At 43.6% G+C, this 16,511-nt stretch carries 17 protein-coding genes; 5 read left to right on the top strand and 12 right to left on the bottom strand.

Going from position 1 to position 16,511, the window contains the following annotated elements; genetic code table 11:
- Positions 1-39: 39 nt before the first annotated feature.
- The 3 genes from ABIC84_RS06765 to ABIC84_RS06775 form a co-directional block, all read right to left on the bottom strand.
- Positions 40-783, bottom strand: coding sequence for an electron transfer flavoprotein subunit beta/FixA family protein (locus ABIC84_RS06765; RefSeq protein WP_429263090.1), 744 nt, complete (start codon positions 781-783; stop codon positions 40-42).
- 225 nt (positions 784-1,008) lie between these two features.
- Positions 1,009-2,805, bottom strand: a complete 1,797-nt coding sequence (locus tag ABIC84_RS06770; RefSeq protein ID WP_429263091.1) for an acyl-CoA dehydrogenase family protein — start codon at positions 2,803-2,805, stop codon at positions 1,009-1,011.
- A gap of 513 nt (positions 2,806-3,318) precedes the next feature.
- A complete protein-coding gene (locus ABIC84_RS06775) occupies positions 3,319-4,206 on the bottom strand; it encodes a helix-turn-helix domain-containing protein (RefSeq protein WP_112651847.1) in 888 nt (295 codons plus the stop codon).
- 215 nt (positions 4,207-4,421) lie between these two features.
- On the opposite strand from ABIC84_RS06775, the gene ABIC84_RS06780 reads away from it, so the two are divergent.
- Positions 4,422-5,645 (top strand): OmpP1/FadL family transporter, encoded by a 1,224-nt coding sequence (locus ABIC84_RS06780; RefSeq protein ID WP_426580645.1) that lies wholly within the window; start codon positions 4,422-4,424, stop codon positions 5,643-5,645.
- 19 nt (positions 5,646-5,664) lie between these two features.
- Positions 5,665-6,984 carry an SGNH/GDSL hydrolase family protein gene (locus tag ABIC84_RS06785; RefSeq protein WP_429263092.1) on the top strand — a complete coding sequence of 440 codons (1,320 nt, stop codon included), beginning with the start codon at positions 5,665-5,667 and terminating at the stop codon, positions 6,982-6,984.
- Positions 6,985-7,079: 95 nt separating this feature from the next.
- On the opposite strand, the gene ABIC84_RS06790 is transcribed toward ABIC84_RS06785, so the two are convergent.
- Positions 7,080-7,484 (bottom strand): VOC family protein, encoded by a 405-nt coding sequence (locus tag ABIC84_RS06790; protein ID WP_426580647.1) that lies wholly within the window; start codon positions 7,482-7,484, stop codon positions 7,080-7,082.
- A 198-nt stretch (positions 7,485-7,682) separates the two neighbouring features.
- Positions 7,683-8,504, bottom strand: coding sequence for a patatin-like phospholipase family protein (locus ABIC84_RS06795; RefSeq protein ID WP_188833119.1), 822 nt, complete (start codon positions 8,502-8,504; stop codon positions 7,683-7,685).
- A 325-nt stretch (positions 8,505-8,829) separates the two neighbouring features.
- Here ABIC84_RS06795 and ABIC84_RS06800 point away from each other — a divergent pair, with 325 nt between their 5' ends.
- Entirely contained in the window at positions 8,830-10,239 is a 1,410-nt protein-coding gene (locus ABIC84_RS06800; protein ID WP_429263093.1) for a hypothetical protein, read from the top strand.
- A gap of 176 nt (positions 10,240-10,415) precedes the next feature.
- On the opposite strand, the gene ABIC84_RS06805 is transcribed toward ABIC84_RS06800, so the two are convergent.
- The 4 genes from ABIC84_RS06805 to ABIC84_RS06820 all read right to left on the bottom strand — a co-directional run bounded on the left by ABIC84_RS06805 (position 10,416) and on the right by ABIC84_RS06820 (position 13,580).
- Positions 10,416-11,072, bottom strand: coding sequence for a phosphatase PAP2 family protein (locus ABIC84_RS06805; protein ID WP_429263094.1), 657 nt, complete (start codon positions 11,070-11,072; stop codon positions 10,416-10,418).
- A 204-nt stretch (positions 11,073-11,276) separates the two neighbouring features.
- Positions 11,277-11,837: an isochorismatase family protein gene (locus ABIC84_RS06810; RefSeq protein WP_429263095.1), complete on the bottom strand. Its 561-nt coding sequence runs from the start codon at positions 11,835-11,837 to the stop codon at positions 11,277-11,279.
- A 22-nt stretch (positions 11,838-11,859) separates the two neighbouring features.
- Complete coding sequence (locus tag ABIC84_RS06815; protein ID WP_429263096.1) at positions 11,860-13,119, bottom strand: MFS transporter; 1,260 nt, start codon at positions 13,117-13,119, stop codon at positions 11,860-11,862.
- A gap of 23 nt (positions 13,120-13,142) precedes the next feature.
- Complete coding sequence (locus ABIC84_RS06820) at positions 13,143-13,580, bottom strand: MarR family winged helix-turn-helix transcriptional regulator (protein WP_429263097.1); 438 nt, start codon at positions 13,578-13,580, stop codon at positions 13,143-13,145.
- A 224-nt stretch (positions 13,581-13,804) separates the two neighbouring features.
- Here ABIC84_RS06820 and ABIC84_RS06825 point away from each other — a divergent pair, with 224 nt between their 5' ends.
- The gene (locus ABIC84_RS06825) at positions 13,805-14,680 is read left to right on the top strand and encodes a glycoside hydrolase family 25 protein (protein WP_429263098.1); all 876 of its coding nucleotides are present in this window, start codon (positions 13,805-13,807) and stop codon (positions 14,678-14,680) included.
- 147 nt (positions 14,681-14,827) lie between these two features.
- Here the strand turns inward: ABIC84_RS06825 and ABIC84_RS06830 are convergent, their stop codons facing one another.
- Positions 14,828-15,187: a DoxX family protein gene (locus ABIC84_RS06830; RefSeq protein ID WP_429263099.1), complete on the bottom strand. Its 360-nt coding sequence runs from the start codon at positions 15,185-15,187 to the stop codon at positions 14,828-14,830.
- 92 nt (positions 15,188-15,279) lie between these two features.
- On the opposite strand from ABIC84_RS06830, the gene ABIC84_RS06835 reads away from it, so the two are divergent.
- Entirely contained in the window at positions 15,280-15,675 is a 396-nt protein-coding gene (locus ABIC84_RS06835) for a winged helix-turn-helix transcriptional regulator (RefSeq protein WP_429263100.1), read from the top strand.
- Between the two features lie 61 nt (positions 15,676-15,736).
- On the opposite strand, the gene ABIC84_RS06840 is transcribed toward ABIC84_RS06835, so the two are convergent.
- Both ABIC84_RS06840 and ABIC84_RS06845 read right to left on the bottom strand, forming a co-directional pair.
- Positions 15,737-15,919: a hypothetical protein gene (locus ABIC84_RS06840; RefSeq protein WP_176623380.1), complete on the bottom strand. Its 183-nt coding sequence runs from the start codon at positions 15,917-15,919 to the stop codon at positions 15,737-15,739.
- An 81-nt stretch (positions 15,920-16,000) separates the two neighbouring features.
- Positions 16,001-16,504 (bottom strand): inorganic diphosphatase, encoded by a 504-nt coding sequence (locus ABIC84_RS06845; RefSeq protein ID WP_429263101.1) that lies wholly within the window; start codon positions 16,502-16,504, stop codon positions 16,001-16,003.
- Between the last annotated feature and the right edge of the window lie 7 nt (positions 16,505-16,511).

The raw sequence follows: 16,511 nt of genomic DNA on the forward strand, positions 1-16,511 counted from the left end.
AACATCTGTGGTGCGCACACCGGGTAATAAATATGATTATTAAATAACCTTTGCCTCTGTATGCAACAGCTCTACCAGTTCATCCATATCATCCGGGCTTACCAGCTTGATACCGGCCTTGGCAGGCGGCAATTCATATGACAGTATTTCGGTTACAGCAGCTATTCCTGAAGGCGTAATGACCTTTAACGGACGCGTACGTGCTGCCATGATGCCACGCATGTTAGGAATGCGGGCTTCGGCAACACCTTTCTGGCAGGAAATAACCAGCGGTAAATTACAGGCATCTGTTTCTTCACCGCTTTCTATTTCACGATTTATCACAGCGGTATTGGCCTCTATGCTGATCCCAGTTGCAAAACCAATGTAATCGAGATCAAGCAATTCGGCCAGCATGGCACCTGTAGTTCCGTTATTGTAATCGATAGACTCTTTGCCGCATAAGATAAGATCATAACCAACACCGGCGGCATATTCAGCTATATAATGGGCAGTTTCATAAGCGTCATTGCTCTCGGCATCAATGCGGATAGCTTCATCACCACCCAAAGCCAGCGCCTTCCTGATCACAGGTTCAACATCTGCTTTACCTACTGTTACCAAATGAATTTCGGTAGCGATACCGCTTGCTTTTAATTCGATAGCCCTAATCAACGCGTACCATTCATCATACGGGTTGATCACATAAGTAACACCATCGCTGTTAACCGAGGTATTGTTATTTTTCAATACAATTTTGGTGCTGGTATCCGGCACCTGGCTTATACACACTAATATTCTCATTATTAGATTTTTGTTTTTCAGGTTGATATTATTCGGAAAATAACAGCGGGATCGTCGTTATTGGCGTTTAACGTAAAAGGCAGGGGATTGTGCGATTCCCCTCTTGAGAGGGGTGGAGGGGTGTGTCTCTGCTTTGATAAGCATACAGCATAAACACACCCCTGCTATCACTCGTTCCTTCGCGCCCCCTCTCAAGAGGGGATTTTTTTTAGCTTAAACGCAGCACTAAAAACAATATTTATTTTCAGCAATCAATTTTGAAGCGATATTTCTGCGTGCCTGGGTAGTATTAATATCTTCGGTTTTGGTGAAACGCTTAAGTCCCATGAGCATCATCCTTCTTTCATCGCCTTCGGCAAATGAGTTCAGTGCTTCTTTACCCGATTTGGCAATATGTTCGGCCGCGTCATTGATGTACACCCGCATCATATCCAATTGTTCTTTACAGGCTTCTTCGCCTCTTAGGCCAACCAATTTCTCTACCCGCAATTGCAGCGATTCGCTTACATAAAGCTCTATCAGCATATCGGCCAGGTTCATCAATACTTCCTGCTCTTTGCTCAATTGCATCATTAGTTTTTGAACAGCGCTACCGGCTACCATCAATATGGCCTTTTTAAAATTGGCTATGTATTTCTTTTCTTTAGTAAACAGGCCATCTTCTTCGGTTGCGCCAAAATCGGGGATGCTCATCAATTCACCGGCTACTTTCTGGGCCGGTCCCATCAGGTCAAGCTCCCCCTTCATGGCGCGTTTCAGCATCATATCAACGGTTAGCAACCTGTTGATTTCATTGGTGCCCTCAAAGATCCGGTTGATCCTCGAGTCGCGGTACGACCTGTCCATCGGTGCCTCGGCACTATATCCCATACCACCATAGATCTGCACACCTTCGTCAGTTACATAGTCCAAAACCTCAGAAGCATGAACTTTTAAAATTGCAGCTTCAATGGCAAATTGCTCAGTGCCTTTCAGTTTGGCTTTGTTTTCATCAAGACCCGATGCCATTAACATTTCTGTAGCCTCTTCCATATTCTGGCTGGCCCTGTATACCGCCGATTCAGCAGCGTAGGTACGGATAGCCTGTTCGGCCAGTTTATATCTTATCGCCCCGTATTTGGAAATAGCGCGACCGAACTGTTCCCGCTCATTGGCGTAACGTACCGATGAGGTGATCACATCCTTACTGGCCCCAACTGTTCCGCCTCCTAATTTAATGCGGCCAAGATTAAGAATGTTAACGGCTATCTTAAAACCGTTTTGCCGTTCGGAAAGCAGGTTTTCAACCGGCACTTTACAATCATTAAAAAACACCTGCCGTGTTGAGCTCCCTTTGATCCCCATTTTATGTTCTTCCGTATTTAACGAAAGACCCTCAAAATCCTTTTCAACAATAAACGCGCTCAGGTTTTCATCGTCATCTATCTTGGCAAAAACCGTAAACACATCGGCAAAACCAGCATTGGTGATCCACATTTTTTGCCCGGTGATAAGATAATACTTACCATCTGCAGAAAGCTTTGCCCTGGTTTTACCCGAATTAGCATCTGAGCCCGCAGCAGGTTCAGTAAGGCAATAAGCCCCCTTCCATTCGCCGCTGGCCAGTTTGGGGACGTACTTTTGCTTTTGGGCATCATTGCCGTAGTATAATATAGGCAGGGTACCTATACCTGTATGCGCCGAAAAAGCAACCGAAAATGAATGGCCTGCACCTAACTTTTCTGTAACCAGCATGGCCGTTTTGAAATCTTTACCAAAACCGCCATACTCTTCCGGTACAGATATACCTAACAATCCAAGCGCACCGGCTTCGTCCATTAAATGGCGCATTAACCCCTCCTCCTGCTCGTCAATACGCTGCAGGTTTGGTGTTACCTGCTGTGCCAAAAAATTGGTACATGTTTCGGCGATCATCAACTGCTCTTCATTCCATTCTTCAGGAATAAAAACGCTTTCCGCAGAAGTTTCCCTGATCAGAAACTCCCCTCCTTTTATGGCTTTCATCGGTTCTGTGGCATTCATAAAGTTTTATTGGTTTATAATCAGGAGTAAAATTAGAGGCATTATGAAGCCAAAGAAAGGGCAGCAATGCGGAGATATTAGTCAAAAAGTCGGAAAGAAGAGGGGATGATCAGGTTTGAAAATGTGGTATATGGATAAAGCAGAAGTGCTCAGAGGAAAAAAGTGTCATTGATAGAAAGATTAACCTATCCCTTAGTTTATTTCGTGAGCGAAGGCTTTGCATGTTACATGAGATGGGTACACTTCTGTGTATTATCACACTCCGCCTATAATGGATATGTTTTAAGTAGTTGATTATCAAATACATTACAGGATCCGCATTAATTATGGCGTTGCCTGCGGCCCGGGCTGTACGCTCATACTACACAGGCCTTAGCCACAGGCCGGTATCCGCTCCCATCCCTAACGCAACCCCTCGCGCCATCGCTAAAAAATATTTTATACGTTATCACGATTTTTCCAGGTGCCCTGATCGTTATTTGCAATGAGATGTTTTTGTCTAAACGACAACAATCAATGCGCAGATATCGCCCTATAATCAGAAGGCGACATGCCGGTATGTTTCTTAAAATATTTACCAAACGATGATTGGTCGGGGAAATGGATGCTCTCGGCCGCGCGTGCAATGCTGATCTCATGATTTCGCAGTAATACTTTGGCTTCCAATATTACCGCGTCGTCTATCCATTCCCCCGCGGTTCTCCCGGTTACTTCCTTAATGGTTTCGGTTAAATGTTTGGGAGATACATACAGCGCGTCGGCATAGTATTGCACGCTCCGATGTTCTTTATAATGATGGAAAATGAGGGATTGGAAAAGCACGTTTAGTTCCTGTTTCCTGGTTTGTTTACCTTTTATTATCAGGTGTTGCTTTTCGTAAATGGCCTGTATTTCATAAAGCAGTGTCATCAAAATGCTCCTGGATATTTCAACATCATAAGGATGCCCTTCGCGCGCTAATTTTTGCTGGATCAATAAATAAATTTCCAGGATCATTTTGGCATCGGCATTGCCCGGATAAATTACCGGGATAGATGCGCTGTTAAAATAACTGAATGATTCAAGGAAATGGCTATTGGCGTTATTTTCGATTAAAAAGGCTTTGCTGAAAACAACAAACCGGCATAAAAAATCGGCACTGCTATCGTAAATCCTCAAAACATGAAAGGGGGTTGCCAGAAGCATGGCATCCGGCCGGGCATCGTAAACCTGCAGGTTTACTTCTACTTTGGCTGTGCCCCTGGTACAAATGCCTATAATATAACCGTCCGAACGATAAGGATATTCGCTCAGGCTCAATAATTGCTTTTCGTCAACAACAAAAAAATCGGCACCAGCCAGCTTGTCTGCATAAAGATCTGCAAATTTCGACAGGCTTAATTGTCCAACTTTATTATTCATATAGTTTAGATATATAATTTTAACTATTGTATTTATTAAAGACGATTGTAAAGCAATTTTCTTATCTGATATTAAAAATAAGCTTTATCCGACTTTTTGACTAATATCTCCGCATTATAGCCCTTTTTTTCTTTTTAATCCAAACTAATTTTATCCCTGACAGTTTCAAATTGTAACCTACAAGCAATTTCCTGTCACGAACCAATTATATTTTTATGAGAAAAATTCTACTATTGGTGCTCACCGCAGCACCGCTGTTAGCTTTTTCCCAGGGATTCCAGGTGAACCTTGGGGGGCAAAAGCAAATAGGAATGGGCCATACAGGTACGGGTATCGTACAGGATGGCGCTTCCGTATTTTTTAACCCGGGCGCGGTAGCCATGCTGCCCGAAAATTACATACAGGGAGGAATAAGCCCTTTACTGTTCAAATCTGTTTTCAACCCCGCAGGGACATCAATACAGGACCATACTTCTAATAAAGTTGCTACTCCGTTCCATGCTTATGCGGTATGGGGCCCTAAGTCTTCCTTCTGGAAACTTGGACTTGGCGTTTATACCCCTTTTGGCGGCTTAACCGACTGGGGCAATACCTGGCAGGGCAAATATGTGCTGGAAAGCCTCGACCTGAAAGCCATTTATATTCAACCAACACTAAGCATAAAACTGGCCGACTGGATTAGCGTCGGCGGAGGCTTCGTATATAACCATGGCAGCGTTGATCTGACGCGGGCCATTCCACTGGCAAACAGCAACGGCGACGCAGGCCAGGCCCGGTTGAAAGGCAGCGGTAAGGGCTACGGGTGGAACGCGGGCGTTTACTTCAAAACGGAAGCAGGTATTACCATAGGGATCACACACCGGTCGCAGGTAAATACCACAATTTCGGCAGGGAACGCTATTTTTACTGTGCCTGCATCGCTGCAAAGCAATTTCCCTCAGCCCAATACCTTTAGTTCAACCATACCCCTACCAGCCACTAACTCCATCGGTTTCGGCTTTTACCCCAGCAGCAAATGGATATTGGCCCTGGATGTTAACCTTGTAAACTGGGATAGTTATAAAACGCTATCGTTTGATTATAAAAATAATACGGCTGTGTTACAGGACACCCACTCCGCCCGGAATTATCAACAGGCGTTTAGCTTACGCGGGGGCGCTCAATATAAGGCTACCGATAAACTGGCCCTGCGTTTTGGCGGCGGCTATGGCGGCACCGCTGTTTTAGATGGCTATGTAACCCCCGAAGCTCCGGATGCTAACCGGGTTTATGGTACCCTGGGCTTAGGTTATACCGTAGCCAAGCACCTCGATATAGATATCTCCTTTGAGTACGAGCACCTGATGCAACGCACCCAAACCAATATCGAATCGCAGCTATCGGGAACATTTAAAACCGATGTTTATATACCAGGTATCTCATTAGCCTATCATTGGTAATCCTTAAAGAAATCAGTTCATGAAAACGTTTAAATTACATATTTATATTGTTGCAGGGTTACTGTTATTAGGTGCCTGCAAGCCCGAAATCCATACGCCAAAGCCGTCCGCAGGTTCTGTTGATTTTTCACGATACATTGCATTAGGTAATTCGCTCACTGCCGGTTATGCCGATGGGGGCTTATATCTTGCAGGTCAGCAGGTATCCTATCCCAGCATCATCGGCAAGCAAATGCAATCGGTTGGAGGGAACGCATTTACGCAACCGCTATTCAGCACGGCACAGGCAAATGGGTCCGGGTATTTATCACTTACCGGCTTTAATGCCGATGGCACACCAATTACAACTCCTGTAACTACCAATCTGGCAGTACGCGGCTTATTGCCTGTACCCGGCTTCGGAAACGTGACTTTATATACCAAATACACCGGCGATATCAATAATTACGGTGTGCCCGGCATTAAGCTGATGCATATCACCTACGCACCTTATGGCAACCTTAACGGGTATTTTGAACGATTGCTGCCTGGTAACGCGCCAACAAACTCCACCACCTATCTTGATTTTGTAATGTCGAAGCCATTCACTTTCTTCTCAAACTGGCTGGGGAATAATGACGCGTTAAGTTACGCCACATCCGGTGGGGCCGGCGACGTGCTGACAGATAAAAACACTTTTGCTGCCTTGTATAATGTATTGATCAACACCCTCACTGCCAAGGGGCAGAAAGGCGTAGTTGCAACCGTACCCGATGTAACCTCAATACCTTATTTTAATACCATCACCGTTTCTGCAATACTGGCCGGGGTGCAAAAAGCCAACCCGAATGCAAAAGCATTGTATATTAACGCGCTGGTTTCTGGCAGTACTTATGCGCCACGTGCAGCAACACCTAACGATCTTATCGTACTTACCTTCCCCACAAGCAAGATCGGGCAGCCTGTTGCAACACCTGTCGGCAACCTGCCTTACGGTTTAACGCCTTATACGCCGATAGATAACCAATATGTACTTGACGAAAAGGAGGTTGCCCTTACCGGGGATTATGTAACTTCTTATAACACCACCATAAAATCTATAGCTGCAGCAAAAGGCCTGGCGGTATTTGATGCCTATACCTTTCTGCAAAATGTTAAACTGAACGGTCTGGTGGTTGACGGTGTAAGCGTTAACTCAAATTACATCAGCGGCGGTTTGTTCTCATTGGATGGGGTTCACCTTACACCGCGGGGCTATGCAATTGTGGCCAATGAGTTTATTAAGGCTATTAATGATAAATACAACTCATCAATACCAGAGGTGAATATATCAGATTATAACGGGGTTAAGTTTCCCTGATCGTTAGTCAGAAGTCTTAAGTCGAAAGTCTTGAGTTCTAAGTCGATAAGGGTAAATCCTGACTTAGAACTCAAGACTTTCAACTTAGAACTAAATTATCCCGCAGCACTATCCGGCTCCGATTCATCGCCTGGCTCCCAAAGCTCAATAATGTTCCCTTCCGGATCGAGAATATGAACAAATTTGCCATAATCATACTCAGCAATCTCGTCAATAATGGTTACGCCACCTTTTTTTAATTCGTCTACCAGCGCAACGATATTTTCTACCCGGTAATTAATCATAAACGGCTTGGCGGACGGATTAAAATATTGGGTATCCTGCGGGAACGTACACCAGGAGGTGGACCCTATTTTCGACGGATCATCTGCATGCCGCCACTCAAACGTTGTTCCGTACTGGCCGGAAGGCAGTCCAAGGTTTTTGACATACCATTCGTTCATACTTTTCGGATCGTCGCATTTAAAAAATACGCCTCCAAGGCCCGTTACTTTTTTCATAGTTTATTGAGTTTGTATGATTAAGGTGCTATAACACAGAGAAATTTGTACACATCTTAAAGATTATTAACATCAATTAAATACTTTATGATGTACAACGTTTTGAGCAATTTCCATCTATTTTAAAACATTACCAAATCCGTTTTCAGATTTTTGCCCACTACTGTGTCAATCTTTCGTTACAGTGCTGTATCGTTTTCAGATAGGTTTTTTACTTTTTAGAGCCTGTATAACCTCTTTTAACTTTTCGTTGCTGTTGATGGTTTTTAAACCCTCTTCATATCCTATCATATAAATTTCTTCGGCGGCATCGGTATCAAAAATACCATAACCACCCAAGCCACGCGGCTCGATAACTATATCGCACAACATTTTATGCGCATTGAGGCCCGAATTAATCGTTATCATGGCCGCCCTGTCAACCAGGTTCACAAAGGATTTAATTGTTGAAACAACAGGTAAATGGTTACAGCATGAACCTATGATAAGGTCACAATTACCCACCAATGGTTCAACCGGAAAATTATTGAGTATGCCGCCATCAACAAACATATGATCGTTAATGATGATGGGCCTAAAAATACCTGGCAAACAGCATGACGCTAAAATTGCTATATCCAACTCGCCCTCGGTAAAATAAACCAGTTTTGCTTCTCCAATGTCGACCGCCGGAATGGTAACACGTGTTTTGAGGCTTTGAAATGAATTATGCGGAATATATTTATTGATCAATACCCTGGCATGTGTTATTGAGATCAAACCGTTGCTGCCAAATGCCGGGCGCAGCAATTTGAGCAGGCTGTTGTCTTTGATGACGCGTAAAATTTCTTTTGGGGTATATCCCTCTGCAAAAAAAGCCGCAGCTATTGCGCCTGCACTTGTGCCCGAGATATGCGAGAATTTGATACCATAATCGGTTAGGGCCTGCATCACCCCCAAATGGGCCACCCCTCTTACCCCCCCGCCAGACAGCACTAATCCTATCTTTCTTGAGCCGTTTTGATCAATATTTGTATTCATTTTATATAGGTTATCATCTGCCGTTGTTTATGGCAAGCTATGAGAACGATTGAGGTCAAGATATTACTTTTTTAATTTAAATAATGTTAATTTTTTTAATGATCAACTTTATTAATCTTATTCGCCGGACGACAGATGGCATAATTTCTATACATCAACTGTACCAAATGGTGCCGCCCTTGTTTTTTGTTATCAATCAAGAATACAATCAATATATCATATACGTATTTATCTCACCGAAGAAAATATCATATCTTTTAAAGATTTAACGGAAAATTAATTTTACTACAGGTTCTTTGGTACAGTTTTTCGGGTTCTTTACCTGATGACAAAAAACCTTCTTCTCTTCCTGTGCCTGTTTATTGTAAAAACCTCTTTAGTGTGCGCACAATCACCAACGCTCAATGGCGTATACATTGGTGCAGAGTTATACAACACGCCTTTTAACGGCATGCAGATCAACAATATCGTGATCAGTTTCCGGAGCGATGGCACTTTCAATAACGCATTGAGCCAGGCGGACTGGAAAACGAAATCCAGCGGTTTTTACACAGTTAAGAACAACCTTGTACAACTCACATTTAAAAACGGCGACGAAAACAAAAAATATAAACTGGCAGCTAATGGACACCTTGAAAGTACAGCAGGGATAAAACATACCTTGTATAAGGTTAAAAAAGTAATTGTTATCCCTGCCGGGCTATATGAAAAAAGAAGCGCTTCCACCAGTGGGGGAATAGGTACGGGAATGCCGGCGGTGGGCGCTTTTTCTTCTGATTTAATTTATTTTGATGGTAAAGGAAATTTTTCAACAGAACGGTCGAGCGTTGTTGGTGTAACGGGTGATGCAGTGGGCGGTACTATAGGTGGTAAATTTGAAAAAAATGGTAAAACCAGCGGAACTTATAAATTGGGCGATGGAGAAATAACTTTAACATTTGGTAATGGCACTGTTGCCAAACAAAGCTTTTTTTACAGTCCGCCAAATGAAGAAGACCTGGTTTTGTTGAATGGTGAATTCTATTTCAGAAAGGACGACGAAAAAGAAAAGCCTGCAATTACACAAAGAACCACCGTTGGTTCAAAGACAAATACAAGTAAACCTGCAACAACCGGCCTGCCTGCGCCAGCCAGTCTGCTTACCCAACTCAGGGCACAATATGGTGGCGAAAACATAGACAAGTTAACAACTGTTAGGGAAACGGCTACGGTAACAGGTAACATGCAAATTATCGCTTTAACCGATATCCTTAATAACAGGATCCGTGCAGAAGTAAGGCAGAACGGGAAGTTACTACTGGTAAAACAGCTGGACGGAAACGAAGGCTGGCAATGGATGAACGGCACAAAAAAGCCTTTAACGCAGGATGAAAAAGACGAACTAACCTTAAGCCTGTACCAGGGGATCCTGGGCTTGCATAAAAAACTAAACAGCTCTTTCCTTACAGGCACAGTATCCGCATCGGGCGATGATTATATCGTCACTTTTTACAGAAGTAAGAATAAACTGTTGTACCTGATTGGTAGTGATTATAGCCTGAAAGGAAATGCTTACTCCATCAATTCAGCGCCTGCTAATATTTCTATCTACAAAGATTTCACAAAAGCCAATGGCATCATCTATCCTGCTACCACCGAATCATCCGATGGAAAAAACAAACTGGTGTCAAACACGACCTCTATCGAGTTTAATCCTGTTTTAACCGAAGATAGTTGGAAAATGCCGGGAAGCTAAGTGTATACTTAGCTGTTGCGGTTCCATTTAAGCCTGTGGATACGCTTCCAGTCGGTGAGTAATAATCCAGCTAAAAAATCAAGTATGGCAATCATATATCTGACAATTGATAACTAAAGATAGGGATTAAATCATAACTAAAAGACTTTCAGGCAATAAGTTGCGCGATGATCTTGCTATTTCTTCAAAAACGACATAGCCGCCGCGCTTCCCGCCCCTAATGTTAACCCGGCAGCCACATCGGTAGGATAATGAACCCCGAGATACATTCTTGAATAGCTGGTGGCGCCCGCCCAAAAGAAAGATGGCGCTATCACATACCATTTAGGATAAGCTGCCGATAAAGCCGTAGCCGTAGCGAAGCTTGATGAAGTATGCCCCGAGGGGAACGAGGTACCGCCCGCCCGGTAAACCGGCGTGATATTGATATTTTGAATAAATGGCCGCGGCCTTTTCACCAGATGCTTGATCAGCAGCATAAAACCGTATGATATGGCCGTGCTGCTGGCCACGTAGCCCGCGTTTTGGCGCATTTCTTTATTATTGCTTGCAATACCTCCTACCAGTAAGCCCGCCGGGATCCCGATATCGCCGTACAAAACATTCTTGCTCAGGGACATGAAAAAACCTGTTTGGCCGGGTGTGCGTTGATTTTGCAGATCGATCATGACACGGTCGTCCCAGCGCTGAACAGCGGGTGAGATAAATGCAGGACTATTTACGGTGACTTTCGCCGAATCGGCCTGCGCAAAAGCTTCGCCCGCAAAACAAATCAACAATCCCTGCAAATGAATTAAAACTACCAGGAATTTAAGCGGGAAGATCTTTTTCATAGGCGGTTTAGTAGCAATATCCACACTGCTAATTTAACTATAAATGCCTATTACATGGAGATTGTTTGTTCGCCGAAAAAGTAGAACCACAAAGAATGGATGACCAGAAGAATAAGACTTTTGAAACTTCGTAAGTCTGGGTTCTTCAACTTACTAAGGGCAGATACAAAGCAAAGATGCGTCCTATTATACACTTACCCTCATCTATCCCAACTTCTCAATAATCTCGGCGGTAGTACCCACCTGCCCTATTCTCGGGAAAATGTATTTAAAGCTGTGGGCATGCGCTTCGGGAAACTTATCGGTCATGGCATCACTGGCAAAGGCTATATTGTAGGCATGCTCGTTGGCCGAGCGGGCTGTAGCTTCAACACCTATGCTGGTGGCTACTCCAGCCAGTACAATTTGTGTAATGCCCCTTTTTTGCAGTTCTTCATGCAGCCCTGTATTATAAAAAGCGCCCCAGGTTTTTTTGGTGATAAAAATATCTGTTGGTTCGGTTTTAATTTCGGGAGCTATTTCGTTCCAGTCGGCGGGGAGTTCGGTCATGCTGTTTCCTTTGTTGTCGCGTCTTGTTTTAAAAGCCGCACCTGTTGGTTCTACATGAACAACGGCAATAGGCTTACCGGCCTTGCGAAAAGCTTCAACCAATTCAGCCGACTTTTCCAAAATGCCGGCCATTGGGTGGGCACATGAAAGTTGTACAATGTATTTCTGCAGATCTATAAGCACAAGTGCTGTGTTTTGATCAAGTGTAGTTATCATGGTGAGTTTTATTGTTTAATGTTTAAGAAATCGCTTCGGCGGGCTGCTGCATGGCTTCCATAGCTTTGTTTTTAAGCCTGCTGCGCCTTAAAAAGGCAAAATGTAAAACCCCTAAAAGCATTGCTATCATGCCTTCGGCCATAACGGTATCGGGCACGCCTATCTTTTGCGAAACCGCGCCAATAAGCAGACCGCCCAGCGGCTGCATTCCAAAAAAAGACATAGCATAAAAGCTAATTACCCGGCCGCGCATTTCCGGGCTTGCCGTGGTTTGGATAATAGTATTACCTATAGTGATCTGCGACATCATGCCAAAACCTGTAATAGCTGAAAAAATCAACGCGACGGGATAATTGTGCATATGTGAAAACGCTATCAATCCTATGCCAAATACCAGCGTATTGATAGCGAGGATCTTTTTCAGATCGGTACCGGCACTTAATGAGGCCAGGAAAACCCCTCCGCCAAAAGCGCCAAGGCCTATTATACTGTCTATTACACCAAAGGTTGACGCTGTACCTTTAAATATATCTTTGGCATACACCGGGATCAACGTACTAAAAGGGAGTACAAGCAGGCTTACTAAAGCCAGCATCAACAATATGAACTTTATAGTAGGAGTATTTTGAATGTATTCAAAGCCATCTTTCAGATCGGCAAGTACATTTTTACCATGAGGTTTAACAGCAACTTTAGGCAAACGCATCATCAGTAACGAACCAATTACCGCAATAAAGCTTACCGCGTTAGCTCCAAAACAAACCGAATCGCCAAATTTTTCAATGATCAGGCCCGCTATCCCCGGCCCTATCAAACGCGACAGGTTCACCATTGACGAGTTAAGTGCAAGCGCGTTAGGCAAATCGGACTTATCATCAACCATTTCATACACCAATGATTGCCTTGCCGGCACATCAAATGCATTGATCAGCCCTAAAACAGCAGTCAAAGCCATGATGGCCCAAACTGAATAATAACCGAAAAACATCAGCCCCGTAAGTAAAACGGCCTGTATCATTGACGCCACCTGTGTAACCAGCAGCACTTTAAAGCGGTTATACCTGTCAGAAACCACACCACCCAGAAACGAGAACAGGAAAGACGGGAACAGGCTTGCAAATAAGCTTAATCCAAGCATAAACTTGGAATGTGTTTGCGAATAGATCACCCAGCTTACGGCGGTTTTTTGCATCCAGGTACCCAACAATGAAACGGACTGCCCGGCAAAATACAGGCGATAGTTGCGGCTTTTAAAAGCGCTGAATGTACTTAACTTACTCATTTATCCCTTTCTGTCAGTTTTTATTAATCAAAGTCAACAAGTTTGGCCAGGGGTGCCAGCGCTTTTTTCAGGATCTCCTGCTCTTCGGCAGTGCAGGTAGCTTCGAGGGCGCGGTTAAGCCATTCATCTTTTTCACTTCTTGATTTATGGATGAGGCTGATCCCTTCTTCGGAAAGTGAAATGATCACCTTGCGTTTATCCTGTTGGGAGATGCGCCTTTTGATCAGCCCGAGATTGAGCAGGTTACTTAATACCTGCGACATGGATTGTGTGGTGATCTTCTCCATAGCTGCCAGCTCGTTAGGCAGGATCTCTTCATGCTGAAAGATCAGTGCCATGGTTGATCGTTCGGTCAGCGAAAGCCTTTCGGCAGTGGCCGAAGTCTTCCTGATCTTTTTACTCAGCCGGCCTATAATAAGCCGTAGTTCCGAAGCCAGCTGGATCTCTTTTTCGTCGCTCATATAATTAATCAGTTAAACTTGTAAGTTTACCTTACAAATATAGAAATTGTTTTGTTAAGGGAATGTAAAACCTTGAACCGGGATTTGGGTGGATTTTCGAGATTTAAGGGATTTGATTTGCACGCTGCCCGGTAGCTTATCGATCTAAAATCAAAATGAGTTAAGAAAATCCGGTGAATCCGAAAAATCCATCCAAATCCCGGTTCGTTTTGTAATTTTACCGCGTGCCTGCTCCTGAAAAGAAAACACCCGTAAGAAAGAAAGCACCTGCCCGTAAAAAGCCGGTAGTTAAAGCAAAACAGCAGGCCAGTTTCTCCACCCAGTGGATAGTGGCTATAGGCGCGTTGCTGCTCATCCTGCTTTCTCCTTTTTATTATGGCTATATTTTAAAATTTGGCAGCGCTACCTGGCGGTGGATCATGGATGCCGGGGAAGACACGCATTATCGTAAATACAAGGACTTTAATATTCATATCCCCGATGGCTATACAGTATACGGCATTGATGTATCCTCATACCAGGGCCGCATTAACTGGAAACAGGTAAAGGCCATGCGCGAGGGCGATGTTCATATCAATTTTGCATTTATAAAAGCTACCGAGGGCGTGCTAAGCGTCGACCCATATTTTCAGCGTAACTGGCGCGAAGCACCTAAGGCCGGAATACTGTGCGGAGCTTATCATTTTTTCCTGCCGCAAAAAAGTGGTGTATGGCAGGCCAAATTTTTCCTGCAAACCGTAAAAACTGAAAAAGGCGACCTGCCTATGGTGGTAGACGTGGAACGATTATATCGTACCAGTCCTGAAAAAATGCGTGAGCAATTAGAGAGTTTTATCAAAACAATTGAAACCCGCACTGGCATCAAGCCTATCATCTACACCAACCTAAAATTTTACCAGGATTACCTGGAAGGTTATTTTGATGGTTATACCCTTTGGATTGCACATTACTACCAGCCCAAGCTGCTTGTATCCAACAAAACAAACTGGAAATTCTGGCAGCATTCAGATAAAGCCCATGTTAACGGCATTAACCATGTTGTGGATTTTAATGTGTTTAAGGGCGATAGTACGGAGTTTGAGAAATTGCTGGTGCCGTAAGTGACTATAACGAAATATTCTCTCACCATCATTGCACGAAGCAATCGCGAATTATACAGGGAGGACCTGCATAGCTGCTCTGAATTTGGGAGATTGCTTCGTACCTCGCAATGAGGTGGTGAAGATGCTTAGTTTGCATCTCCCAAGTTACTGCTGCTTCTTATAGTAAAAAAAATATGATCCTCCCAAAATTGCCAGAAACACCAACGGCATAACGCGATTTGCCACCGGATCGCCGGATGCTGTATGCGCTATAAATGCCGAAACAAACACAAAAGTAAATCCCGCATAAGCCCACTCTTTTAACCTTGCTGGTACAGGTACCAATAATAATATCGCGCCGATAAGCTTTGCAATTGCCAGTTCAACCCTAAAATAGTCGGGGAAACCTAAATGGTGAAAAGCGGCAGTCATTTCGGGTTTTGTTAAATAAGAGTAGCATGAAAATGCCATCATTAAAGCTATAATTGCGGTCAGTATCCAGTAAAAAATTTTAACAGTTTTCATTTTATAAATTATTTGCCGCAAACTTAGCTACCTTTGCTATCAAAAAGATACTACTATCCTAAAGGATACCGGTATCGTTAAGGATAGCAAGTATGGACCACAAAAATATCCCACACTCAAAAGAAGCCTGTAAAGCAAGTGTTAACGCAGTGCGCGATGCGCTTTATGTAGTAAACGGCAAATGGAAATTACCTATGCTGGTAAGCCTGATGAACGGACCTAAACGTTTTAAAGAACTACAGCGCGATTTGGAAGAAATTACCCCCAAGGTATTATCAAAAGAATTAAGAGACCTGGAACTGAATGGCTTTGTAACCAGAACGGTTTACGACACCACACCCGTGACAGTTATTTATGAGCGGACAGATTATGCCAATTCGCTTAGTAAAGTAATAGGCGAATTGCATGATTGGGGCATGAAACACCGGGAACACATTAAACAAATGAGCCGCGATGAGGCCGAAGCCAGAAAAGCTGTTACAGTTTAATTGGTCTTCAATGCAAAACGCCATTACCCGGTAAGCAATGGCGCTTTTATAAATAACAATACTAAGCTTTCTTCCTTTCGGGATGATGGGCACTATCCCTGCTTGATGTTTGATCGGAGCGTTGCCCGCCCGCGTTACTGATGCCTTTTTGCTTTTGGGCATCATTATGATTAGTAAAGGCACGATCGGCAGTTGGTTTGCCTTGTGCGTTAGCATTATTCTTAAAATCCTGTTGACCTTTCATAATAACTATATTTAAATTCAACAATGTTTATATCATAACTACAGCTAAAGCGCGATTGGGTTTTATTAATTTGATATAGTACTATTCATTGTGGGTAGTTGCGTTATTAACAAGTTCCATAGCGCCCTCTGCACCAAGGCGTTCCATCAAATTAAACTCTTTAGATTCAAGGCGGTTGTAGTTTGTAAAAAAAGCCTCTATCTGGTCGGTAAGGCTGTGCGGCAGTTGTGCCGCATCATGCAGATCGGTAAAAATTTTTGATACTACGGGCACTGCCAGCAACCTATCGTTCCGGTAACGTTTCCCATCCGCGCTGGCTTGTTCTACCTTAAAGGCGCCTATCAGCCGGCAATCTATCACACAGCCCGGAAAAGTACTGATCTCCGATATGACCAGCACATCTAACGGATCACCATCACCCCCTACTGTATCGGGTATAAAACCAAAATCAAACGGAAAAACCATACCTGCAGGCAGTAGCTTTTTAAGCCTGAACTGATTTGTAGTCGCATCATAATCATACTTGTGACCGCAACCCTTTGGTGTTTCAACAATCACACTGACCTTATTTTCTAAATTATTCATACAATAT

This window comes from Mucilaginibacter sp. 3215, from assembly GCF_050433785.1.
GTDB lineage: Bacteria > Bacteroidota > Bacteroidia > Sphingobacteriales > Sphingobacteriaceae > Mucilaginibacter.